Below are 22,681 nucleotides of genomic sequence, written 5' to 3'. Positions count from 1 at the left end.
GAGAGTTGATCGCGGCTTTATAATTACGACCACAAAAATACGAATTCCGCTTAAGTCTACTCAACCTTTATGACAGCACGCTGAACAATAGGTGACAAACTGATGACAATCGACAGTACTGATGATTCTTGAAAAATAGAATGATTAGATAGTTAGAGTTGTTTGGCAGTTAGCAAAGTCAAAAAGTAAATATAAAGGCTTAAAAGCAAAAACCCCAAGCAATTGCTCGGGGTTTTTAATATGCGTTTGTTATTGCAATCAAGCTTACTGTACTTGCGACACCCACTCATGAGCACCCAGTTTTAGTTTAAGCTGATCGCCTGCTTGCAACACACCAACGCCGCTTGGCGTACCAGTCATAATTACATCCCCTGCTTGCAAGCTAAAGGCGTGACTGATATTGACCAGCAATTCATAGACAGGAAATAGCATTAAGGCACTATCGCCATCTTGCGTTAATTTATCATTGATAAATAGCTGATACTGTACACTCTGCAGATTACCAAACGCTTGCGGGTCGAGCCAATCAGCAAGTACACAAGCTCCGTCAAAACACTTAGCACGCTCCCACGGATGACCTTTTTCTTTTAGCTTGCTTTGCAAATCACGCAAGGTCAAATCCAGTCCCAATGTCACGCCACCAATCGCTTGCTGAGCTTGCTCAATCGTCGCCATAGATAAATCAGCTGATAGCTGAATACATAGCTCGGCCTCGTAGTGAGTCTCGCCGAATAACTCTGGACTTGGGCGAACCACATCACCACGGATAGAGACCACTGAAGACGCAGGCTTCATAAACAGTATCGGCGTGGTTGGCACTTCATTGCCCAACTCTGCAGCATGTGACGCATAGTTGCGACCAACACAGACGACTTTACCAATAGAGGTACGTAATCTTTCATTATGATTGATAGCGCCCTGCTCGGCATTGACACCGGCTGCAATGGCATTCGCTAATGACTCGTGTGGCGATTGGCTCATACTAAACTCTCCCTGTAAATGATGGCTATTTTATCAGCAGTCCATACTATGTTGTCTACAGTGACTTTGACGATTTTTAGTTGCTAACTGCTAACTGCTAACTGCTAACTGCTAACTATGGAATCGTATTGGTCACAACGTCTGGCGGTACATAACTGGCATGACGGTTCATACGCTTTTCAAACATTCTAAAGCTAAATAAGATAACCCATGACAGCAGTAGATAGACGATACCAGCGGCAAAGAATAACTCCATCAAGGTATAGGTACGCGCACTAATCGTACGAGCAACACCTGTGATATCCATCAATGCAATAGTTGAAGCGAGCGCACTACCTTTTAGCATAAAGATAACTTCGTTACTGTATGCTGGAATCACAATACCAAATGCGCGCGGCAGCGTAACGCGTGTTAGCTTTTGCCATTTTGACATACCAAGTGCATCAGCAGCTTCAAGCTCTCCAATCGGAATCGTCTGAATCGCCCCGCGTATAATTTCGGCTAGATAAGCACTGGTATTGAGGGTAAAGGCGATGATGGCACACCAGTATGCTTGGCTAAGTACTGGCTCCCATAAGAACGACTCGCGTACGGCCTCGAACTGACCCAGACCATAATAAATCAGGAATATCTGTACCAGCAGCGGCGTACCACGGAAAAAGAAGATGTACAGAAATGGTAGTATCTGTACCACCCAATTCTTAGACAGTCGTAACAACGCCAAAACCAAACCAAACAGCAATCCAATCACACCTGAAAACAAGACCAGCTGTACGGTCAATACCGCGCCGCCTAGTAAATCAGGGATATGGTCAAAAATGACCTGCCAATTCCAATCCATAGTATCTCTCCTCTACCCTATGGTCGATTGACTGTGAGTGGATTGACGGCTTATCTTTTTGGCATAGCGTGCCGCAGGATTGGCGCGCCACTCAAGCCACATCATAAAGCCAGTAATCAACATGGTCAGACCCAAATAAATAATCGCTGCTGCCATATAAAAGGTAAATGGCTGCTGTGTAGATTGTGCCGCACGCGATGACTGATACATGATGTCTTTGAGACCCACGACCGATACCAATGCGGTATCTTTGAGCAGTACCAGAAATAAATTACCCAAACCTGGTAAAGCAATCTGCCACACTTGCGGCAACGTGATGCGATAAAAAGTCTGAAAAGGACGCATACCAATCGCTTGCGCAGCCTCTCGCTGCCCTACTGGAATCTCTTGAATGGACATGCGAAAAATCTCAGTCGCATACGCACCAAAAGCAATAGACAGCGCCATGACACCGCCCCAAAAAGCGCTAATCTCGACATAGTTGTTATAGCCGAACTTTTTGAGGATGCTCATCAATAAGATAGAGCCGCCATAATAAATAAAGAGCACCAATAGCAGCTCAGGAATACCGCGCATCGTCGCAGTATAGACAGTCGCAAGTTTACGCAGCAACCAGATATTGGACATCTTTGCGGTTGCGCCGAGCAAGCCTAAAGCCAGACCAATGATCAAACTGGTCACAGCTAGCTGTATGGTGACGGTAGCGCCGCTTAATAAAAGCGCGCCAAATCCTTGTAAGTCAAACACGATTATCCACTCAGTCTCTTTATATTAGCAATTTGCAAAATATGAGTTAAAAGAATCAGCATCAATAGCTGAACGCGGCGCAACACCGTATTTTATACCAAATCAATAGGGATGGTCAGCGTCAAAAAATGACGTCAGAAGAATACGATTAACGCTGCGATAATTGACACAGTAGAAATGAGCGCTGATTTTATCATATTCACTCGCCGTGATGTTAATCCTGACGCGTAAAAGCTGTGTCTAAGCCGTACTTAAACAGACACTTAGGCAAATACGCTTGAAACGAACTGACTAAATTTGAGTAAAGCGAATGGTGAATGACGATGACTATGCCATGACCATACGATACGTTTATGGAATAATAAAAAAGGACATCACCATGATGGTGATATCCTTTTATTAATCAAAACAATATTTCTTGACTGCTATCTTTGACTACTGTTAGCTATTAACTAGCGTTTTCTGTCGCTGGTTGGTCGGCAGTATTTGTATCTGTGCCTGTATTTGCGTCTTCATCAACTGTGCTCGTTGCAGACGCTGGCACCGCAAAGTACTTTTGATTGATTTTATCGTAAGTACCATTAGCTTTTATATTAGCAAGAGACTGATTGATCTTTGCTTGTAGCGGATCGCCTGGGCGTACTGCTATGGCAAAGTTATCATTGATATCGATCTCATCACCTTTAAGCGCATATTTGCTACCAGCATTTGAGCTCAGCCATTCTATGGCAGGCAGCTTATCAGAAATCATCGCATCGACACGATTTGAACCGAGATCCAAAAACGCATTGCTCAACGTATCATAAAGCTTCATATCGGCTTTTGGATACGTGTCTTCTAGCCACTGCGATGAAATGGTTGAACGCTGTGCAGCAATAGAATGCGAGTCGATATCGCTGTTGTTACTAGGGTCAAAGCTGCTGTCTTTTTTGGCCAAAAAGACCAAGGCATTGCTAAAGTACGGATCGGTAAAGCTCACCTGCTGCGAACGCTCTGGAGTAACGGACATCGCGGCCACGATTGCATCGTACTTACCCGCTTTTAGACCAGGGATAATACCGTCCCAGTCCTGCGCCACAATCTCACAAGTTACCTGCATATCCGCACAGAGTGCATTTGCTACCTCAACATCAAAACCACCCAGTGTCCCGTCGGCATTGGTATAGTTAAAAGGTGCATAGGCCCCTTCTGTACCGATGCGTAATACATCACCTGTAGACGCTGCCGTTGCTTCGGTAGCCTCTGGATTGGTATCAGCCGCACTCTCTTGGCTATTGCTACAGCCAGCAACGGTAAAGGCCGTCGCTAGTGCAAACAATGACATAGACAGACGACTGGCTACAGTAATGTTAGATTTGCCAGTCGTGGCACAGATTGGGGCACAATGGTTGCTCATGATCATCCTTGGTTTTTTCTTGAGTAAACAACACGTCTTTAAACAACAGCAGTCAAACTGCTAGATATCGTATTAGTTAGCTGGCGCTTCTTCTTCAGCGACCATTACTTCTTCGACACTATCAGTTGTTGCTACCGCTTTTTGTGCTGCAGCCGTTGAGCTAGTACCGAAATAGCTACCCGTGATTTGATCATAGGTACCGTTGTCTTTTAGTTCAGCTAATGCTGCATTGAACTTAGCAACTAACGGATCGCCTTTACGGAAGGCAATACCCATCGCATCATCATTGGTGCTGATTTCTTCACCTTTGACTTCGTAGCCTTTGCCTGCGTCTGTTTTTAACCAGTCGATACCCGTTACTTTGTCAGACATCATACCGCGCACACGGCCTGAGGTTAGATCTAGATAAGCATTGTCTTGCGTATCGTATAGTTTGATATCAGCATCTGCATGCTCGTCTTGTAGGTATTGCGAGGCAACAGTTGAGCGCTGTGAGGCAATTGGTAGACCTGTTAGCGACTCAACGCTTAAGTCATCACCCTTTTTGCCGATCAAGATGATACCGCTATGGAAGTAAGGGTCGCTAAAATCAACCACTTCTTTACGCTCAGGCGTGATAGACATACCTGCGATAGCTGCATCAAATTTCTGTGCGTTAAGCCCTGGAATCAAACCGTCCCAATCTTGAGAGATGACTTCACACTCAGCTTTCATTTGCGCACATAATGCGTCAACCAGCTCAATCTCGTAACCAATCAGTTTGCCATCTGCATCGGTATAACTGAAAGGCTTATAGCTTGATTCTGTCGCAATTTTGATATTTAAAGGTGCTTCAGTAGCGGTGTCAGCTTCAGCATTTTCTGCTGGTGCTGAGCTATTGTTACAACCTGCCAACATTAGCACTGCTGCGCTAAGCGGTGCTAGCCACAATACTTTTTTGCTCATTGATGATGTCATTGAAATTGTCATAAGTTTTATTCCTTAATATATTTACCAGCTGTATCGTCAATCACTGCTTGCTGATTTATGCTTATAAACACCGTTTATTTGAAACATGCTTGGTTTTAAGCATTACTCGCATCAAACGTTACTTGTTCTAAGCATAAATCTTCAGTGAGTCATTATTGACCAAAGTTCATTTGCTCAAGACGTGCAAGCTCACCGTTACTACGGATTTCGCTTAATGCTTTGTCAAAGTCAGCTTTGAGTGAGTCACCTTTACGTACAGCAATGGCAATATTGTCATCGTTATCAATTTCATCACCAACGATACCGAAGCCCGCTGCGTTTTCTGCTAACCATGATTTGGCAGAAACTTTTTCGGCCAATACGGCATCGCTACGACCAGATTTTAGATCTAGATAGGCATTGTCATAGTTATCATACAACTGAACTGTGTTGCCTTCTTTGCCTTCGTAGTTATCCTGTAGATAAGCACCTGGTGTAGTAGAACGTTGACCACCAAGCGTTGCGTCTTTAATCGCCATAGGATCAAAACCACCATCCGTATTGGTTAGCCATACCATCGTATTGGCAAAGTACGGCTCGCTGAAATCTACCTTTTCTTGACGCTCAGCAGTGATAGACATACCTGCAATCACGGCATCATATTTCTGCGCCAATAGACCTGGGATGATACCGTCCCAGTCCTGTGCAACGATTTCACACTTGGCTTGCATTTGATCACATAATGCATTGGCAACATCGATATCAAAACCTGCCAAGCTGCCGTCAGCATTAGTGTAGTTGAATGGAGGGTAAGCGCCTTCGGTAGCGATACGAATGGTTTTACCAGTGGTTTCTGCTGCAGGGGCGTCAGCGTTGGTATCGGTTGTTTCATCGGCAGGTTGGCTACAAGCGCTCAACATCAATGCAGCAGTAACGGTCATTGATGACCACAATAGGCGAGAATTCGACATCATACGTTCCTTAAATTCTGATGGGTTTTACATAAGTTTTTGACAGGATCTTCTGACTTAGGGTTCTGATATTTTGTTCTCTGACGTCCCTGCCAGACAAGCAATATAGATAGCAGAATAACAGACAGCCACGAGACGTGACGGCCTATAAACCTTTTGATAATACCTGAGTAAAATATCAAAAACAAACGTTTTGCATACTCATAGTTATCATCGGGCAATAAACAGTCAACAATGGTTACGTTACAGTGATTTAACGTTTGGCAGGGCAAATGGTGGCAAGCGTGTTGCCACCATCTGTATTAGACATGGTACTAGGCAAAAACTAATAACTAAGTAGGACGGTGAGATGCCATAAAGTCCTTAACGCGCTCAGAGGTAGGGTTATCAAAGACTTGCTCAGGTGTGCCAATCTCTTCGACCACACCTTGATGTAAAAAGACGACTTTGCTTGATACTTCACGGGCAAAGCGCATTTCGTGAGTAACGATAAGCATCGTACGCCCCTCTTCTGCTAGCTCTCGCATTACTGCAAGCACTTCGTTGACCAGTTCAGGATCTAGTGCAGAGGTTGGTTCATCAAATAATAGGACTTGTGGCTGCATAGCAAGCGCACGGGCGATAGCAACACGCTGACGCTGACCACCAGATAAGTTCGCAGGATAAGCGTCTTTTTTGTCGAGCAGACCGACTTTATCAAGCAGCTTTTCTGCATCACTAATTGCTTGGTCTTTTTTAACCTTTAAGACCTGCGTTGGCCCTTCGATGATGTTTTGTAGAATTGTCTTATGCGGCCACAGGTTGAAGTTCTGAAAGACAAACCCCACACGAGCGCGCAGGCTTTCTAGCTGCTTCACGTCTGCTGCTTGTAACTCACCTGATTTAGCAGGCTTTAGCATCAGCTCTTCGTTACCGATCAAGATACGACCATGATTGGGATTTTCTAGAAGATTAATACAACGCAGCAACGTCGACTTACCTGAGCCAGATGAGCCCAAAATAGAGATAACATCGCCATCATAGGCAGTCAGGGACACCCCTTTTAATACCTCTAATGAGCCGTAGCTTTTATGGATGTCTTGTAAGTCTAGGGCGATAGGCCGAGTCGGGTTTTTTGCAGTATCAAGCATGGTTCAGCAGACTTCCAATAAATATGAGTGAAAACACGAATAAAATAAGAGCTATATCTATATATAGTACAAGCATCTAGATGCATTATCGTAATATGCCTGATGAGGCAAAGAGAAAAATGCCATATTGTCTCTTATTACGCAGTAAAAAGGCAAATATTGTATTTAACCAACGGGTTAATCAGCTTCTAACAAACTACGAATACAAAAAAGCCCAGACTGCATTTATCGCTCTGGGCTTTATTTTATCACTTTAGAATACGAGGCGTTGTGTTATCTGATAACTGCCTATTTATAGTATGTGCTTAGTACATTTAATATGTAGCTAGTGCATTCTATAGTATGCAATTAGTACGTCGATACATGTTCTGAATCTTCAGTACCGTCCATCATATCCGCATCTTCTGCTGTCGCCACTGCCACATCATCGTTATTGGTAACGTCCATACCCTCATCATCGGCACTAGCCACGGCCACATCATCATTGTCGCTCGCTGTCGCACTTTCTTCTACAGAGGTTTGAGCATCTACAGTAGTATCAGCTTCAGTCTCCATCGGTGTGTCATCTTTTTTGCTACAAGCGCCTAATGCTAAAGCGCCTGCTACCAAGCCAACCGTTAACCAGTTTTTATAAGTTGTATTTTTCGTAGCCATGTTCGTTCTCCATCATTCATCATAATAAGATTAAGTACTATCTACTGATAGCCTTGCTGTTTTAATGCTTACTATACTGAGGATATCTCGCAGCTACCTTAGTATTTACAGCGCAATTCTGTTAAAAACACGTAAAGATATAGTGTAGTACTGATAACGCGCTTATCTTAAATAAATACTGCTTAGCATGAGTTAAATTGTTTTAAATAAACCCCTACAAGAGCGCTGTAAAGCGGATTCTGTTCACAAAATCATCTTTACTATCGTTCCAATCTGCTCTATGTTAAATAGCATAATGACCTATCGCTATTTCAGTAGGCATTCAAAACTTCTTTTTTTGCGACATTTTTCGCCTTTTTAGGTACTTTTACCTATATAAAATTTGGCGCTTTTAGTTATAAAAAACCTGTATCACATAAGGAAAATAATTTATGAGTCAATCGAATACTACGGATATTACGACCTATATGCAGTCTGTCGGCAAGCAAGCAAGAGCTGCTTCTCGCGCGCTCGCTGCTGCCAACACTGGCGATAAAAACTCAGCACTCTTGGCCATTCATGATGAGCTGGTCAATGCCAAACAAGACATCTTGGCTGCCAATAAAATCGATATGGACAACGGTCAAAAAAACAATCTTGATAGTGCCCTCCTCGATCGCTTGGAGCTAAACGAAGCACGTTTTAACGGTATGCTACAAGGTCTTAAAGACGTCGCTGGCCTTCCTGATCCAATCGGTGAAGTCACTGACATGACTTATCAGCCATCGGGTATTCATCTGGGCAAAATGCGGGTGCCACTCGGTGTGGTTGGTATGATTTATGAGTCGCGCCCTAATGTAACATTAGAAGCTGCCTCACTGGCGCTCAAATCAGGCAATGCTATTATCTTACGTGGCGGTTCTGAGGCATTTGAATCTAACCAAGCCATTGCTAAATGCATCATCAGAGGACTTAGCCATACTGATCTATCGGAACATAGCGTGCAAGTGCTACAGACGACCGATCGTGCAGCCGTTGGTGAGCTGATTACTATGACTGAATATGTCGATGTCATCGTGCCACGTGGTGGTAAAGGTCTGATTGCGCGTATCAGCAACGATGCCAAAGTCCCTGTGATCAAGCATTTAGATGGTAATTGCCATACCTTTATCGATAGTGATGCAGATCCTGAGATTGCGATTAAGGTCAGTGTCAATGCCAAAACGCATCGCTACGGCACTTGTAATACGATGGAAACGCTACTGGTCGATGAAGCAGTCGCTAATGAGCTATTACCTAAAATAGCAGAGGCCATCGTCGCGGCTGATGACGCAATGCAACTACGCCTTGATGACAAATCACAAGCTATCCTAAATGAGAATGCTAAGCTTAAAGGTCATCTATCAGCTGCCACCTCTGAGGATTGGGATACTGAATATTTAGCTCCTATCCTAGCGGTAAAAGTGGTCTCAGGTATTGATGAAGCGATTGAGCATATCAATACGCACGGCAGTCATCATACCGATGTTATCATCACTGATAACTATACCAAATCACAGCGCTTCATTCGTGAAGTGGACTCGGCCAGCGTGATGATTAACGCTTCTAGCCGTTTTGCTGATGGTTTTGAATACGGTCTCGGTGCTGAAATTGGTATTTCAACGGACAAAATCCATGCGCGCGGCCCTGTCGGTCTCGAAGGTCTGACTTCACAGAAATGGATTGTTTATGGTCATGGCGAAACTCGTGCTTAATCATACTAGCATCGACTATCAAAACGAGTAATCAGAAACGTCAGCAATTATGCTGGCGTTTCTTCGTTTAAATCATAAATATTTTAGTCAAAGCATTTAAATTATAGGGAGCGGTACGACCATGCAAAGTGGCAAGATTAAGCACTGGAATGAAGATAAAGGCTATGGCTTTATCGATGTAGATAATCAAAGTGAAGATGTATTCTTTCATATTAGCAAAGCACGACTGGCGAAGCCTATAACGGTTGGTCAAAGTGTCTACTTTAACAGTGGCCGTAACGACAAAAACCAATTGAGAGCCACTGAAGTGACCTCGTCTTCATTGAGCCTTGACCAAGATACTGTATCAGATGTTCCAAGCTATACCCCTACTAATGCTAATAGAAATAGCAATCAACGCACTCGTAACTCAAATCGTAGCAGTCAAAATAGCAAACCCAATAAAAGAAGCTTAGGCTCTACGCTTTTTAGCCTCATCGCCATAATCGCCGTCGCTTTCTATTTCTTTGGCGATTTAAATTCGACATTGCTTGCTGATAACATCGAGTCGACAACGGTATCGCAGGACGTCACTAATAATACGAGCCAAGTCGCCAGTGCTGGTATAACAGGTGATGCACAGGTCGATAATACGATTGCGCTTATTCAGCAAGGCGGCCCGTTTCCTTACCCAAATAAAGATGGCACGACGTTTTATAACCGTGAAGGCAGACTACCCGCCCAGTCACAAGGCTACTATCGCGAATATACCGTGCCCACCCCTGGTGTCTCTCATCGCGGCGCACGGCGTATCGTCACAGGTGGCAACCCACCTACTGTCTATTACTTGACTGTCGATCACTATGATAGTTTCCAAAGACTACAGGTGCCTTAATATGACAAAAGAAAGTATGAACCAAGCCATCCACTACGTTAATCAAAGCCACGTGAATCAAGACCACATTAACCAAAACGGTACAGCACTGGGTACTAGCATTCCTGCGCAGGCTGTTACTATAGCCGTAGGTGACACGCTCGAGAAAACTGAGCTATTGACGAGTTTGGCCAAGGCCTGTGACTTTCCTAGTTATTTTTCACACAACTGGGACAGTGCATGGGATTGTCTAACAGACAGTGAGGCAATTCATTTAAGGCTTGATTTAACAGACGTCAAGAAGATAAACACTGAGGACTTCAATGTCTTTAAAAGCATGATTGAGGATGCCTTTAGAGAATTTGGCAAACCACAATTGTGGATCATCGTGCCATCTGAGGATGAAGTTTATGCGTTAGAAACTTAGTCATTAAAAGCCTATATATTGCAAGCTTGACCGCCGATAGTCACCGATAATTATTCGTCATCATAGAAACCTGAATTCGAGATAAAGCCATATTTATCCCGAATTCAGGTTAATTTATTTTATAGAAAGGATTAACCTATGGAGATTACCTTAAACGGTTATTACACCCTGATATTGGCCACCCTAGTACTGCTTCTTGGGCGGTTTTTGGTGCGACGAGTCAAGTTTTTAGAAGACTTTAATATCCCAGAACCGGTTGCTGGTGGTTTGGTCGCGGCGATTGTTGTCTATGCTCTCAATATGGTTTGGGGATATAGTTTTAACTTTCATCAAGGACTACAGACCGCCACTATGTTGATGTTCTTTGCGTCCATCGGTCTGAGCGCTGATTTTAGTCGATTAAAAGCAGGCGGCACACCATTACTGATTTTTACCATCGTTGTTTCAGTGTTTATTGTATTGCAGGATGTCGTTGGTGTGGCCATGGCAAGTGCATTGGGACTTGATCCTTTGCTCGGTCTGGTAACAGGTTCTATCGCTCTAACGGGTGGTCACGGTACAGCAGGCGCTTGGGGCATTACGTTAGAACAAGACTACGGCGTGGTCGGTGCGACGACATTGGGTATCGCGGTTGCTACTTATGGTTTGGTCGCAGGTGGTATCGTTGGCGGTCCTGTTGCTCGTCGCTTGATTAATCGACTTGGCCTAAAACCAACACCAGCCAACCCTGATCCTAGCGATATCGAAAAAGTTGCTGGTGCACAGTCGTTATATAGCACCAAACACGATGAGGAGTCTGCAGGTAGTAATAAAGATATCTTTGAAAGACCTGATAGCATGCGCTTTATCACCGCTTCTTCTACTATCGAGACTTTGGCACTATTCGCAGGTGCTTTGGCTTTTGCCGATGTGATGGCCATAGTTGCTGAAGGTACATGGTTTGAGTTACCGACGTTTGTATGGGCACTGGCAGGCGGCGTCATCATTCGCAATGTGCTGACGATGGTCTTCAATTTTGATATGTTTGACCGCTCAATTGATGTACTTGGTAATGCCTCTTTAAGTCTATTTTTAGCGATGGCATTGTTATCTTTAAAACTTTGGCAATTGACCGATTTGGCAGGCCCTGTACTAATTATATTGGTTGTACAGACCATCATTATGATTATCTACGTTTACCTCATTACCTTTAAAATTATGGGTAAAGACTACGACGCAGCTGTATTATCAGCGGGTCATTGTGGTTTTGGTATGGGTGCAACACCTACAGCGATTGCAAATATGCAGGCAGTCACTGATCGCTATCTGCCTTCACCTAAAGCATTCCTAATCGTGCCAATGGTTGGTGCGTTCTTTGTTGATATCGTTAATGCTACGATATTGCAGATTTTTACGAAGTTGCCGTTTATGTAGACTGATGCTGTCACAGATCAAAACTTAATAGCCATCTAGCAAATACTAGCCATCGAAAAGCCCGCCAAGACTCATCTTGGCGGGCTTTTTTAATTATCAAGTTATAATAGAATGTTCAATCAAACCTATTATTTATACTTTTTAATTTCACCACTTTTCACACGAGCTATGAAAGAATTAACTTCTCTTTTCACAATTGGCATCAAGAAGTATAGACCGATGATGTTGAAGATCGCCATAGCGAACAGAGCCGCATCTGAGAAGTCGATAACGAAGCTGAACTGTACGATGGTACCGATAACAACGAAGATTAAGAAGATCAGTTTGTATATCATCTCGCCGCCTTTACCTTCACTAAAGAGGTAAGTCCAAGCTTTTAGACCATAATATGACCATGAAATCATCGTTGAGAAAGCAAACAACAATACCGCGACAGCTAGGAAATACTGGAAGATAGGCGCCGTTTCCATGAAGGCTGCACGGGTTAGATCCACACCAGTAAGCGCTTGGGTTTGTAAGTTTGCGACAGTGTTTACCCCAGAGATAGTAATAACCAGCGCCGTCATGGTACAGATAACAACCGTATCAATAAAAGGCTCAAGCAAAGCGACTAAACCTTCCGTAGCAGGCTCTTTGGTTTTTACTGCTGAGTGAGCAATAGCGGCTGAACCAACACCGGCTTCGTTAGAGAAAGTCGCACGTTTTAAACCTTTAATAAGTGCGCCAATAAAGCCACCAGCTACGCCTGCACCTGTGAAGGCACCTGTGAAAATCTCACCGAATGCGGCACCAATAAGATTAAAGTTAGCAACTAATACGATTACCGCCATAGTAATGTATAACAAGGCCATAAAGGGTACGACTTTTTCGGTAACGGTTGCAATGCGCGGCATACCACCGATGATAACCATACCAACTAAAACAGCCAAACTAATACCAAAGAATAAACTGTACTCTGTTGGAATGCTAAAAGTAGAGCTCATGACTGCAAAGGCTTGGTTACCCTGGAACATGTTACCGGCACCAAAGGTCGCCAATATACACATAAGTGCAAAACCAACAGCCAGAAACTTACCTAATCCGCCCATACCACGTTCAGCCATACCGCGGCTTAGGTAGTACATAGGGCCACCTGATACGACGCCAGATGGTAGTACCGTACGGTATTTGACACCTAGCGTACATTCTACAAACTTAGTCGCCATACCGAATAGGCCGACCATAATCATCCAAAAGGTAGCACCAGGTCCACCAATAGCAAGTGCTGCACCAACGCCTGCAATATTACCAAGACCAACAGTACCTGATAACGCAGTAGCTAAAGCTTGAAAATGGCTGACCTCGCCTTCTTCTTTGTTAGCAGGATTGGGATCGGTATATTTGCCTCTGACAATATCTAGAGACAAGCCTATTTGGCGAAACTGAATAAATCCAAAGTAAAAGGTGAATACGAGTGCGGCAACTAATAACCAACCTACAATGAGCGGGAAGCTGACATCCCCAAGAGGTACTGAAAAGAAAATAAGGTCGACGAACCAGCCAAATATATTGGCCATAAAGCCATCGAGACCTGCTCCAAATGCTGCTAAACCTGATTGTTCTGCTGCTTGCGCAAGAGTCGTGCTGAGTAATAGCATCGTTGCAACTAAAGATTATTTTTTCATGTAAATCCCTTTAGTGAAAATAACATTTATATAATTATTCAATCAATTACAGCGATACTAAGGCGTGTCTTCAATTCACCCGATAGTCATCTAAATGGGCTAAAAATGGCTAAATCTTGCCAAACATCGTCAAATAGCTGTTTAATATCCCGATATTATCTGCGCTATTTTTCTTGTTTGACGGCAATTTACCTCATTTTTATCACCATTTTTGAAATGAAGACACGCCCTAATACAAAGTGTAACTATTTATTATAATTTGTATTAGTATTATTACTAAATGTTCAATACTGACTATATACTAATATTTTTGTATAAACAAAGAGATTTACACATTTTTCTTAATTAAACATCAACTTAGCTTATTAAAACTAATAGCGAAACTCAATCAAGCTCACTACATTTATCAAAAAATGTCGGTAGTAATCTTCAGGTTAAATAACAGACTGAAATATAATTAAAAAGAGCTAAATAGCAATACCAATATAGTTTTGCGTTAAATGCTCTAATATTTATAAAGAGCAATAACAAAAAAACCGCTAAGCAAAAGCTTAGCGGTTTTTTTATTACCATTCTAAAGTTTACTGATTTTTAGCATAGACTGGTAATTCTGCACAAATAGCTTCTACTTTAGCGCGTACTTCAGTAGCAACCGCTTCATCACCGCGACTGTCTAGTACGTCACAGATCCAACCTGCCAATTCACCCGCTTGTGCTTCGTTGAAACCGCGAGTAGTAATAGCTGGCGTACCGATACGGATACCAGAAGTCACGAATGGTGATTTTGGATCGTTTGGTACAGCATTTTTGTTGACAGTGATGTGTGCTTCACCAAGCCATTTGTCTGCTTCTTTACCCGTCATTTCTTGCTTAACGAGGCTGATCAGCATTAGATGGTTTTCAGTACCACCAGAGATGACTTCATAGCCGCGCTCTTGAACCACTTTTGCCATCGCTTGCGCATTTTTCACTACTTGCTGCTGATACGTTTTGAAGTTATCTTCTAACGCTTCTTTAAAGCAAACCGCTTTTGCAGCGATAACATGCATCAACGGGCCACCTTGGTTGCCTGGGAATACAGCTGAGTTTAGCTTTTTAGCCAGTACTTCATCACGTGCCAAAATCATACCTGAGCGTGGGCCACGTAGGGTTTTGTGCGTCGTCGTCGTAACCACATCAGCAAAAGGTACTGGGTTTGGATAAACACCGCCAGCAACTAGGCCTGCAACGTGAGCCATATCAACCAATAGATATGCGCCTACTTCGTCAGCGATGTCACGGAAACGCTGCCAATCGACCACTTGTGAGTATGCCGAAAAACCAGCAATAATCATTTTAGGCTTATGCTCACGCGCCAAGCTCTCTACTTGATCATAATCAATAAGGCCAGTGCCATCTACCAATCCGTACTGTACGGCATTGTAGTTCAAACCTGAGAAGTTGATGTGTGCGCCATGCGTCAAGTGACCACCAGCGTCTAAGCTCATGCCTAGTACCGTGTCATTTGCCTCTAACAATGCTAAAAATACGGCTGAGTTTGCTTGGCTACCAGAATGTGGCTGAACGTTGACGTACTCTGCACCGAACAACTCTTTAGCACGGTCAATAGCCAATTGCTCAACTACGTCCACATGCTCACAACCACCATAGTAACGCTTGCCAGGATAGCCTTCTGCGTATTTGTTGGTTAGGTCAGTACCTTGTGCTTCCATCACTGCTTGTGAGCAGTAATTTTCAGAGGCGATAAGCTCGATGTGGTTTTCTTGACGAACGCTTTCTGCGGCCATCGCTTCAGCAAGTACTGGATCAAAATCTTTGATAGAAATATCTTTAAACATAGTGATGTCCTAAGTAGTGACTGTCATTAAAAAACGTCATTGAAAAGAAGCTTATAGCCTGCCCACAATAAAACAACTACTGCGTCAACGTCGCTGAAGTACGCTTGATACCTCTGCACGCTGTTTTTCTGCAGTCTGTTTTATGGTATGACCATTATTGTGAATGGAGTCTATTAGCAAAGATTGAAATAAGAATAAATACAGGCGACTGACCTGTTATTAACTTGACTGATTCGTCAATAAAATCGATGTACATTTGCATCGATATCATCGCGAAAGATTAAGTGTAACATGAAAATTTGTGCTGTGAGCGCAAAAAAACCTCACCTTAGGATGAGCGAATTAAATGACTATATAACACAGATAAATAGCCAATAAAATAAAGGATTTACCCGTTGAACTTTTTCTCTTGCCCGCCCTTTTATGCTGTTTTAGGCATAAAATATTTTTAAATGTGGCTAGATATAATCGATTCAATTTAAAAGTAGTACAAGGCAGCCGAGTGTAGATGTATATTAAATAACTCAAGCGAGGTTAACCTAGTAATATTTTTATAGGTCGCTAGTTAAAAACGCAGGTAAGAACGTTTCACTGATCATAAGCGTGCGACCATACCAGTCATAACGCGTTTGTCGTTGCCAACCGTCACCGGTATGACTGATAAAACGCTCATTTGGCAAAGTACGGCAACGCTTAAACAGCACATAGCCGATAGGGGTGTTTTTGAGTTGTTGAAGGCGGCGTGCTTGACCTTGCAAACTATATAGAGGGAAAATACTTTGGGCTTGTACCCATGGCGCGTCATCATAGCCATAGAGTTGTACCTCGCGTACCCATGCCAGCATCGGTCGTCCTAACATGCCACCTGTTATACCCAGCTGCTTTTTTTGACCTAAAGTCAGCGAACGATAGCCCTCAAAGCTGCGTTTTACACGCAGTGGCTGCCCTGCCTTCTCTTCTAATATCGCAGTGAGAGAACCTTCAGCAGTTAGCCAAGGTATGAGTTCAGTAGGAGGTAGATCATTGGTAGAACTAAAAGAATTGCTGGTCATAGTTTATGGCTAGTATTTTTTAGAGAGTATTTAACAGTTAAAAGGTACATACGAATAAAAGCAAAGTTAGTCACAGCTGACTACCGTTATAAATTACTGCTATGAAGCACTGCCATCAAATTCAGGCATATTGTCTGCATTAAAAGGCAAAGCCTCAAAGGCCTGCTGACGATACTGCGCCATATGCTCACGATCTCTAACACAAAAATCGCCAATCGCCGGTACAAAACGTGGATCATAAATACGATGGAGAGAATGGGTCGTCGTTGGAATAAAACCACGTACCAGCTTATGCTCGCCTTGCGTGCCTGGATCGAAGGATAACAGCCCTTGCTCGATAGCAAACTCAATACCTTGGTAATAGCATAGCTCAAAATGCAAGCTGTCATATTCACCTAATGCGCCCCAGTAACGACCATATAAGGTAGCATTATTATCGCCATCAGCCTTATCACTATCAACATTGTCGCTATCAGGTCTGTCATATAAGAACAAACTACTCGCGATAATATCACCACTGGCATCGAGTGCTTGCGCAAGCATTATATGCTCAGGCATGCTCACTGCCAATGCCATAAAAAAATCTATCGTCAAATAAGGCTGCTGTCCGCGTACTGCATAGGTCATCACATAACAGTGATAAAAAGCCTTCCAATCAGCATCGCTAATAGCATCGCCGCATTTTCGCTGGCAAATAATGCCTTGCTCGGCAACTTTACGGCGCTCAGCCCGAATGGTTTTGCGCTTTTTGGCTTTTAAGGTCATCAAAAACGCATCAAGATCTACAAATGGCTTACGGTCATTAAGCAAGTCTTTGTTTTGCCATAAGAACTGGCAACCTTGACGCTCAAATATCGGTAGCTCAATAACAGCTGACTCTACGCCACTTTCTTGAGACGCTATGGCAAGCTCTACATCAATTTCAGTTGGCATAGATGTAGTGGCAATAGAGGCAAGCACTGGTGTCACAAACAGTCCATGCCAGCTTGAGGCGCCCACTTGTTGAGCGATATCATCGATACCTGCGATGGCCGTTTTGAGGATAGCTTCATTCAAGGTTTCACCTTTGGCCAACCAAACTCTCTGACCAGTAATCGGTGTATACGGTGCGCTAGTGACCAATCGCGGATAATAATCAACGCCATAGCGTGCATAAGCTTCAGCCCATGCATGATCAAATACAAACTCACCGCGATGATGACCTTTTATAAATACTGGCATGACAGCCACAGGTTGCAATGTATTTTCTGCCGCGCTATCTACTAAGGTATCGGTGTTATCTTCACTATCGGCACTATTAGTAGCGCCTGTGACACGATGTACCAAAATAAATATTGGTAGCCACCCTGCCTGCTCACCAATTGCTCCGGTGTCAGTCAATGCTTGCCAAAAAGCAAATGACATAAAAGGGGTATCTGGCGTCTGCCACTCTGTTTGGCTCTGCCAGCTGGTATCATTAATCAGCGCATACTCTAAACTCATATTCACCGTCACTATTATAATCGCGATATATTTATCGATAACCAATCTATTGATGACCTAGACTAGCAAATTTTTACGTCATTGCTGTCACAATTTGCAAAAACTTATCTGCATCCAATAAAAAACCACCAACGATAACGCGGGTGGTTTGTAAAAATGCGCTCATGGGCAGTAAGATCAATATAAAACGTCATGAAAAAACAGTAGTTGTATGGAAAAGATGATATCGAAGCCGATGACTGGTAGAATAAGGTTGTTATTAGCTTAGTATAATTCGAAACCATAGGATACGAGCTAAAACAGTATACTTAGTTCATGGTATACGATTGACATCCTATCGGATTTATAGTGGATTGATTATAATGTAGCGTCAGTGATTCACTTTTAGGCAGTTTTGCACCGACCGTTAACGTGTTGCCTTTAAATGCTTTTTTCATGAATATTATTAAAAGAAAATGTCTGACCTGTCTTAAAAATTTCTAAGAAGCTACATATGAAGTACTTGTTCTAACCATATCATAGATTATTGCATAGTATCATTGACGCATATCCAACACTATATTTGAGCTTTATTATTAACTACAGCCTAAAGGAAGATCTAACTAAAATGTCAAAAATTATTTATACAAAAACTGACGAAGCCCCAGCGCTGGCGACTCTGTCGTTCTTACCTATTGTCGAAGCATTCACTAAAACAGCAGGCGTTGAAGTTGAAACCAGCGACATCTCTGTTGCAGCGCGTATATTGGCCGAATTCCCTGAATACTTGACCGAAGAGCAACGTGTTCCTGACAACTTAGCTGAGCTAGGTCGTCTGACTCAAGATCCAAATACCAATATCATCAAACTGCCAAACATCAGTGCTTCTGTACAGCAGTTAAAAGCCGCTATCAAAGAGCTACAGAGTAAAGGCTATGCTATCCCTAACTTCCCAGAAGATCCACAAACTGACGAAGAAAAAGAGCTACGCAAGCGCTATGGCAAAAGCTTAGGCAGTTCAGTGAACCCAGTACTGCGTGAAGGTAACTCAGATCGCCGCGCGCCTAAAGCCGTCAAAAACTATGCACGTAAGCATCCACACTCTATGGGTGAATGGAAGCAATGGTCAAGCACGCACGTATCACACATGCATGGCGGCGACTTCTACGATGGCGAGCAATCTATGACATTAGATAAAGCTCGTACAGTACGTATGGAGTTGTTACTTGATGACGGTACTCAAAAAGTATTAAAGCCTAAAATTGCTTTGCTTGATAAAGAAGTCATCGATCTGATGGTCATGAGCAAAAAAGCACTATTAGAGTTTTATGAGCGTGAAATGGAAGATTGCCGCGAAGCTGGTATCTTGTTCTCATTGCACGTAAAAGCAACCATGATGAAGGTCTCGCATCCTATCGTCTTCGGTCATGCAGTTAGAATCTACTACAAAGAAGCCTTCGAGAAACATGGCGCATTCTTTGATGAGCTAGGTATCAACGTCAACAACGGTATGGCAGATCTATACGACAAGATCTTAACGCTACCAGCTTCAAAACGTGAAGAAATTGAGCGTGATTTACATGCGTGTCAAGAGCATCGCCCACGTCTGGCGATGGTCGACTCTTCAAAAGGTATCACCAACTTCCATTCACCAAGTGATGTAATCGTTGATGCTTCTATGCCAGCGATGATTCGTTCAGGTGGTAAAATGTGGGGTGCTGATGGCAAAATGTATGACTGTAAAGCAGTGATGCCAGAGTCTACCTTTGCCCGCATTTACCAAGAAATGATCAACTTCTGCAAATGGCATGGTAACTTTGATCCAAAAACAATGGGCACCGTTCCTAACGTTGGCCTAATGGCTCAAAAAGCTGAAGAGTATGGCTCGCACGACAAGACTTTTGAGTCTAGCGATGCTGGTATTGCACGTATCGTCGATATTGATACTGATGAAGTATTACTCGAAAAACGTGTTGAGAAAGGTGATATCTGGCGCATGTGTCAGGTTAAAGATGAGCCTATCCAAGACTGGGTAAAACTTGCCGTACGCCGTGCTCGTGAATCAGATACGCCTGTTATCTTCTGGTTAGACCCATACCGTCCACATGAAAACGAGCTAATCAAAAAAGTTAGAACGTATCTAAAAGATCATGATACCACTGGCTTACATATCGAGATTATGTCTCAGGTTCGTGCGATGCGTTATACCCTAGAGCGTGTTGCTCGTGGTCTAGATACTATCTCTGCGACCGGTAACATCCTACGCGATTACCTAACTGACTTGTTCCCTATCCTAGAGCTAGGTACCAGTGCTAAGATGCTATCAGTTGTACCATTAATGAAAGGCGGCGGTTTGTTTGAAACTGGCGCTGGTGGCTCTGCACCGAAGCACGTTGAGCAGCTGACAGAAGAAAACCATTTACGTTGGGATTCACTCGGTGAATTCTTGGCATTGACGGTATCTTTAGAGCATCTAGCAAACAACGACAACAATGCTAAAGCTCAAATCTTGGCAGACACGCTAGATACAGCAACAGAAAAACTGCTACTAAATGATAAGTCGCCATCACGTAAAACTGGCGAGCTCGACAACCGTGGTAGCCACTTCTATCTAGCAATGTACTGGGCAGAAGAGCTTGCAGCGCAAGATAAAGATAGCGAGCTAAAAGCGCAATTTACACCATTTGCGCAAAAGCTAAAAGAGAACGAAGAAGCCATCGTTAAAGAACTTAACCAAGCTCAAGGCAAGCCAGTAGACATCAAAGGCTACTACTATGCTGATGAAGAATTGGCTAAGAAAGCAATGCGTCCAAGCGCTTTGTTTAACGAGACATTGGCATCGCTATAATTTTAAGCGACTGCTCTTAGACATTAAGCCTAATCGCTTTTGGTTTTTATACCCAGAAGCGATTATGCGAGTTTAAGTCTTAGTAAAAAACACCTCAACCGTCTTCGAACGTTGAGGTGTTTTTTTGTGTTTTCTAAAGTCTTTATAAAGAGTGAAATAAAAAAAGCCACCTATATAATCAGGTGGCTTTTAATAAACAGTAATAAAATAGAATGCTTAGAGTTTAAGTAGTTTTAGGCTTCCATATGCTTAATAATCGCCTTACCAAACTCAGAAGTACTCAATAAGGTAGCATCTGGCATCAGACGCTCAAAATCATACGTGACTGTTTTATTGGCAATCGCTCCTTGGATACCGCTAATGACAAGGTCAGCTGCTTCCGTCCAGCCCATATCACGAAGCATCATCTCAGCAGACAATATCAGTGAACCTGGATTTACTTTATTCTGACCAGCGTACTTGGGCGCAGTACCGTGCGTCGCTTCATAAACAGCAATCGCGCCGCCTTTGTTTGCACCAGGTGCGATACCAATACCGCCTACTTCAGCGGCCAATGCATCAGAGATATAGTCACCGTTTAGATTGAGCGTTGCTACTACAGAATAATCTGCAGGACGCATCAAAATCTGCTGCAAAAACGCATCAGCGATGACGTCTTTAATAATAATGTCATTACCTGTTTTTGGATTTTTCATAGTCATCCATGGACCGCCATCTAATAACTCTGCACCAAAACGCTCTGCCGCTAGCTCATAACCCCAATCCTTAAATGCGCCTTCAGTGAACTTCATGATGTTACCTTTATGCACTAGCGTCACATTTGGCAAATCATTATCAATGGCATGCTGAATCGCTTTGCGTACCAGACGTTGTGAGCCTTCTTTTGAGACAGGCTTGATACCGATGCCGCAGTCTTCAGGGAAGCGAATACTGGTCACACCCATCTCATCTCTTAAGAAATTGATAATTTTTTTGGCATCATCGCTGCCCGCTTTCCACTCGATACCCGTGTAGATATCTTCTGTGTTTTCACGGAAGATAACCATATTCGTTAGCTCTGGATGCTGTACTGGACTTGGTACGCCCTCAAACCAACGTACGGGGCGTTGACATACGTATAGGTCGAGGTTTTGGCGCACTGCGACGTTTAACGAACTAAAGCCACCACCCACTGGTGTGGTCAATGGACCCTTGATACTAATGACGTAGTCTTTTAGAATCTCTAACGTCTCGCTTGGTAAATAATCGCCATCATATACTTTCGCTGCTTTTTCACCAAGATAAGTCTCCATCCAAATGATAGACTTCTTGCCGTGATACGCTTTATCAACCGCAGCATTGACTACTTTTATCATGACAGGCGTGATATCTACACCGATTCCATCACCTTCCACAAACGGAATAATCGGATGATTGGGAACATTTAATGTTAGATCCGCGTTTACGGTCACTTTTTCGCCATCTCTTGGCACGATAACCTTATCATATGACATCGATGATACTCCTTGGTTGTATGTTGGACGTCGCAAGCGAACTTAACACTTTATTACGCTAACCGTTTTATTATAGTTATAACGCTCTGAGCGCTTATCGGCTAAGCAAAGCTTTTATGAGTACGACACTTACGACATTGGTTTGAACGATATGAAAAATAGCTCGAAGCTAAAAAAATTAAAATAAAGACCCAAGCAATAATTGTTGCTTGCAGATAGTAGATATTTCTC

18 protein-coding genes are annotated in these 22,681 nt (G+C 43.1%); 5 read left to right on the top strand and 13 right to left on the bottom strand.

Annotation, left to right across the window (positions count from 1 at the left end):
* Nucleotides 1-264: 264 nt before the first annotated feature.
* From JMX07_RS11005 to JMX07_RS10970, 8 genes are all read right to left on the bottom strand, one after another.
* Nucleotides 265-981, bottom strand: coding sequence for a fumarylacetoacetate hydrolase family protein (locus tag JMX07_RS11005; RefSeq protein ID WP_101205570.1), 717 nt, complete (start codon nt 979-981; stop codon nt 265-267).
* Between the two features lie 115 nt (nt 982-1,096).
* Nucleotides 1,097-1,822: an ABC transporter permease gene (locus JMX07_RS11000; RefSeq protein ID WP_101205569.1), complete on the bottom strand. Its 726-nt coding sequence runs from the start codon at nt 1,820-1,822 to the stop codon at nt 1,097-1,099.
* A 12-nt stretch (nt 1,823-1,834) separates the two neighbouring features.
* Nucleotides 1,835-2,569 carry an ABC transporter permease gene (locus JMX07_RS10995; protein WP_201607949.1) on the bottom strand — a complete coding sequence of 245 codons (735 nt, stop codon included), beginning with the start codon at nt 2,567-2,569 and terminating at the stop codon, nt 1,835-1,837.
* Between the two features lie 448 nt (nt 2,570-3,017).
* Nucleotides 3,018-3,965, bottom strand: coding sequence for an ABC transporter substrate-binding protein (locus tag JMX07_RS10990; protein WP_201607948.1), 948 nt, complete (start codon nt 3,963-3,965; stop codon nt 3,018-3,020).
* Nucleotides 3,966-4,037: 72 nt separating this feature from the next.
* Entirely contained in the window at nt 4,038-4,934 is an 897-nt protein-coding gene (locus JMX07_RS10985) for a transporter substrate-binding domain-containing protein (RefSeq protein WP_201607947.1), read from the bottom strand.
* A 152-nt stretch (nt 4,935-5,086) separates the two neighbouring features.
* Nucleotides 5,087-5,887 carry a transporter substrate-binding domain-containing protein gene (locus tag JMX07_RS10980; protein WP_179799075.1) on the bottom strand — a complete coding sequence of 267 codons (801 nt, stop codon included), beginning with the start codon at nt 5,885-5,887 and terminating at the stop codon, nt 5,087-5,089.
* Nucleotides 5,888-6,216: 329 nt separating this feature from the next.
* Entirely contained in the window at nt 6,217-7,014 is a 798-nt protein-coding gene (locus tag JMX07_RS10975) for an ABC transporter ATP-binding protein (RefSeq protein WP_201607946.1), read from the bottom strand.
* Nucleotides 7,015-7,362: 348 nt separating this feature from the next.
* Nucleotides 7,363-7,668 (bottom strand): hypothetical protein, encoded by a 306-nt coding sequence (locus tag JMX07_RS10970; protein WP_179799076.1) that lies wholly within the window; start codon nt 7,666-7,668, stop codon nt 7,363-7,365.
* A gap of 431 nt (nt 7,669-8,099) precedes the next feature.
* Between JMX07_RS10970 and JMX07_RS10965 the strand changes: the two genes are divergently transcribed.
* The 4 genes from JMX07_RS10965 (at nt 8,100) to gltS (ending at nt 12,094) form a co-directional block, all read left to right on the top strand.
* Nucleotides 8,100-9,401, top strand: coding sequence for a glutamate-5-semialdehyde dehydrogenase (locus tag JMX07_RS10965; protein ID WP_201607945.1), 1,302 nt, complete (start codon nt 8,100-8,102; stop codon nt 9,399-9,401).
* 121 nt (nt 9,402-9,522) lie between these two features.
* Nucleotides 9,523-10,275: a ribonuclease domain-containing protein gene (locus JMX07_RS13705; RefSeq protein WP_201607944.1), complete on the top strand. Its 753-nt coding sequence runs from the start codon at nt 9,523-9,525 to the stop codon at nt 10,273-10,275.
* A gap of 1 nt (nt 10,276) precedes the next feature.
* Entirely contained in the window at nt 10,277-10,681 is a 405-nt protein-coding gene (locus JMX07_RS10955; protein WP_227684796.1) for a barstar family protein, read from the top strand.
* Nucleotides 10,682-10,819: 138 nt separating this feature from the next.
* Nucleotides 10,820-12,094: a sodium/glutamate symporter gene (gene gltS, locus JMX07_RS10950; protein ID WP_102078318.1), complete on the top strand. Its 1,275-nt coding sequence runs from the start codon at nt 10,820-10,822 to the stop codon at nt 12,092-12,094.
* Between the two features lie 128 nt (nt 12,095-12,222).
* Here gltS and JMX07_RS10945 read toward each other — a convergent pair whose 3' ends face one another.
* From JMX07_RS10945 to JMX07_RS10930, 4 genes are all read right to left on the bottom strand, one after another.
* Nucleotides 12,223-13,731: an alanine/glycine:cation symporter family protein gene (locus JMX07_RS10945; protein ID WP_201607943.1), complete on the bottom strand. Its 1,509-nt coding sequence runs from the start codon at nt 13,729-13,731 to the stop codon at nt 12,223-12,225.
* 608 nt (nt 13,732-14,339) lie between these two features.
* On the bottom strand, nt 14,340-15,596 hold the full coding sequence (glyA, locus tag JMX07_RS10940; RefSeq protein WP_057758295.1) for a serine hydroxymethyltransferase: 1,257 nt from the start codon (nt 15,594-15,596) through the stop codon (nt 14,340-14,342).
* 551 nt (nt 15,597-16,147) lie between these two features.
* Nucleotides 16,148-16,648, bottom strand: coding sequence for a chorismate--pyruvate lyase family protein (locus JMX07_RS10935; RefSeq protein ID WP_201607942.1), 501 nt, complete (start codon nt 16,646-16,648; stop codon nt 16,148-16,150).
* A gap of 99 nt (nt 16,649-16,747) precedes the next feature.
* On the bottom strand, nt 16,748-18,130 hold the full coding sequence (locus tag JMX07_RS10930; RefSeq protein WP_201607941.1) for a GNAT family N-acetyltransferase: 1,383 nt from the start codon (nt 18,128-18,130) through the stop codon (nt 16,748-16,750).
* A 607-nt stretch (nt 18,131-18,737) separates the two neighbouring features.
* On the opposite strand from JMX07_RS10930, the gene JMX07_RS10925 reads away from it, so the two are divergent.
* Nucleotides 18,738-20,957, top strand: a complete 2,220-nt coding sequence (locus tag JMX07_RS10925) for an NADP-dependent isocitrate dehydrogenase (protein ID WP_201607939.1) — start codon at nt 18,738-18,740, stop codon at nt 20,955-20,957.
* 233 nt (nt 20,958-21,190) lie between these two features.
* Here JMX07_RS10925 and icd read toward each other — a convergent pair whose 3' ends face one another.
* A complete protein-coding gene (gene icd / locus JMX07_RS10920) occupies nt 21,191-22,450 on the bottom strand; it encodes an NADP-dependent isocitrate dehydrogenase (protein ID WP_201607937.1) in 1,260 nt (419 codons plus the stop codon).
* Nucleotides 22,451-22,681: the final 231 nt, after the last annotated feature.

The organism is Psychrobacter immobilis, from assembly GCF_904846235.1.
Taxonomy (GTDB): Bacteria; Pseudomonadota; Gammaproteobacteria; order Pseudomonadales; family Moraxellaceae; genus Psychrobacter; species Psychrobacter immobilis_C.
This window is presented reverse-complemented; position numbering and strand designations above follow the sequence as displayed.

Excerpts from the sequence above, each read along its gene's own strand:
- JMX07_RS11005 (WP_101205570.1), bottom strand. The coding sequence starts at position 981 with ATGAGCCAATCGCCACACGAGTCATTAGCGAATGCCATTGCAGCCGGT.
- JMX07_RS11000 (WP_101205569.1), bottom strand. The coding sequence starts at position 1,822 with ATGGATTGGAATTGGCAGGTCATTTTTGACCATATCCCTGATTTACTA.
- JMX07_RS10990 (WP_201607948.1), bottom strand. The coding sequence starts at position 3,965 with ATGAGCAACCATTGTGCCCCAATCTGTGCCACGACTGGCAAATCTAAC.
- JMX07_RS10985 (WP_201607947.1), bottom strand. The coding sequence starts at position 4,934 with ATGACAATTTCAATGACATCATCAATGAGCAAAAAAGTATTGTGGCTA.
- JMX07_RS10980 (WP_179799075.1), bottom strand. The coding sequence starts at position 5,887 with ATGATGTCGAATTCTCGCCTATTGTGGTCATCAATGACCGTTACTGCT.
- JMX07_RS10975 (WP_201607946.1), bottom strand. The coding sequence starts at position 7,014 with ATGCTTGATACTGCAAAAAACCCGACTCGGCCTATCGCCCTAGACTTA.
- JMX07_RS10970 (WP_179799076.1), bottom strand. The coding sequence starts at position 7,668 with ATGGCTACGAAAAATACAACTTATAAAAACTGGTTAACGGTTGGCTTG.
- JMX07_RS10965 (WP_201607945.1), top strand. The coding sequence starts at position 8,100 with ATGAGTCAATCGAATACTACGGATATTACGACCTATATGCAGTCTGTC.
- JMX07_RS13705 (WP_201607944.1), top strand. The coding sequence starts at position 9,523 with ATGCAAAGTGGCAAGATTAAGCACTGGAATGAAGATAAAGGCTATGGC.
- JMX07_RS10955 (WP_227684796.1), top strand. The coding sequence starts at position 10,277 with ATGACAAAAGAAAGTATGAACCAAGCCATCCACTACGTTAATCAAAGC.
- gltS (WP_102078318.1), top strand. The coding sequence starts at position 10,820 with ATGGAGATTACCTTAAACGGTTATTACACCCTGATATTGGCCACCCTA.
- JMX07_RS10945 (WP_201607943.1), bottom strand. The coding sequence starts at position 13,731 with ATGCTATTACTCAGCACGACTCTTGCGCAAGCAGCAGAACAATCAGGT.
- glyA (WP_057758295.1), bottom strand. The coding sequence starts at position 15,596 with ATGTTTAAAGATATTTCTATCAAAGATTTTGATCCAGTACTTGCTGAA.
- JMX07_RS10935 (WP_201607942.1), bottom strand. The coding sequence starts at position 16,648 with ATGACCAGCAATTCTTTTAGTTCTACCAATGATCTACCTCCTACTGAA.
- JMX07_RS10930 (WP_201607941.1), bottom strand. The coding sequence starts at position 18,130 with ATGAGTTTAGAGTATGCGCTGATTAATGATACCAGCTGGCAGAGCCAA.
- JMX07_RS10925 (WP_201607939.1), top strand. The coding sequence starts at position 18,738 with ATGTCAAAAATTATTTATACAAAAACTGACGAAGCCCCAGCGCTGGCG.
- icd (WP_201607937.1), bottom strand. The coding sequence starts at position 22,450 with ATGTCATATGATAAGGTTATCGTGCCAAGAGATGGCGAAAAAGTGACC.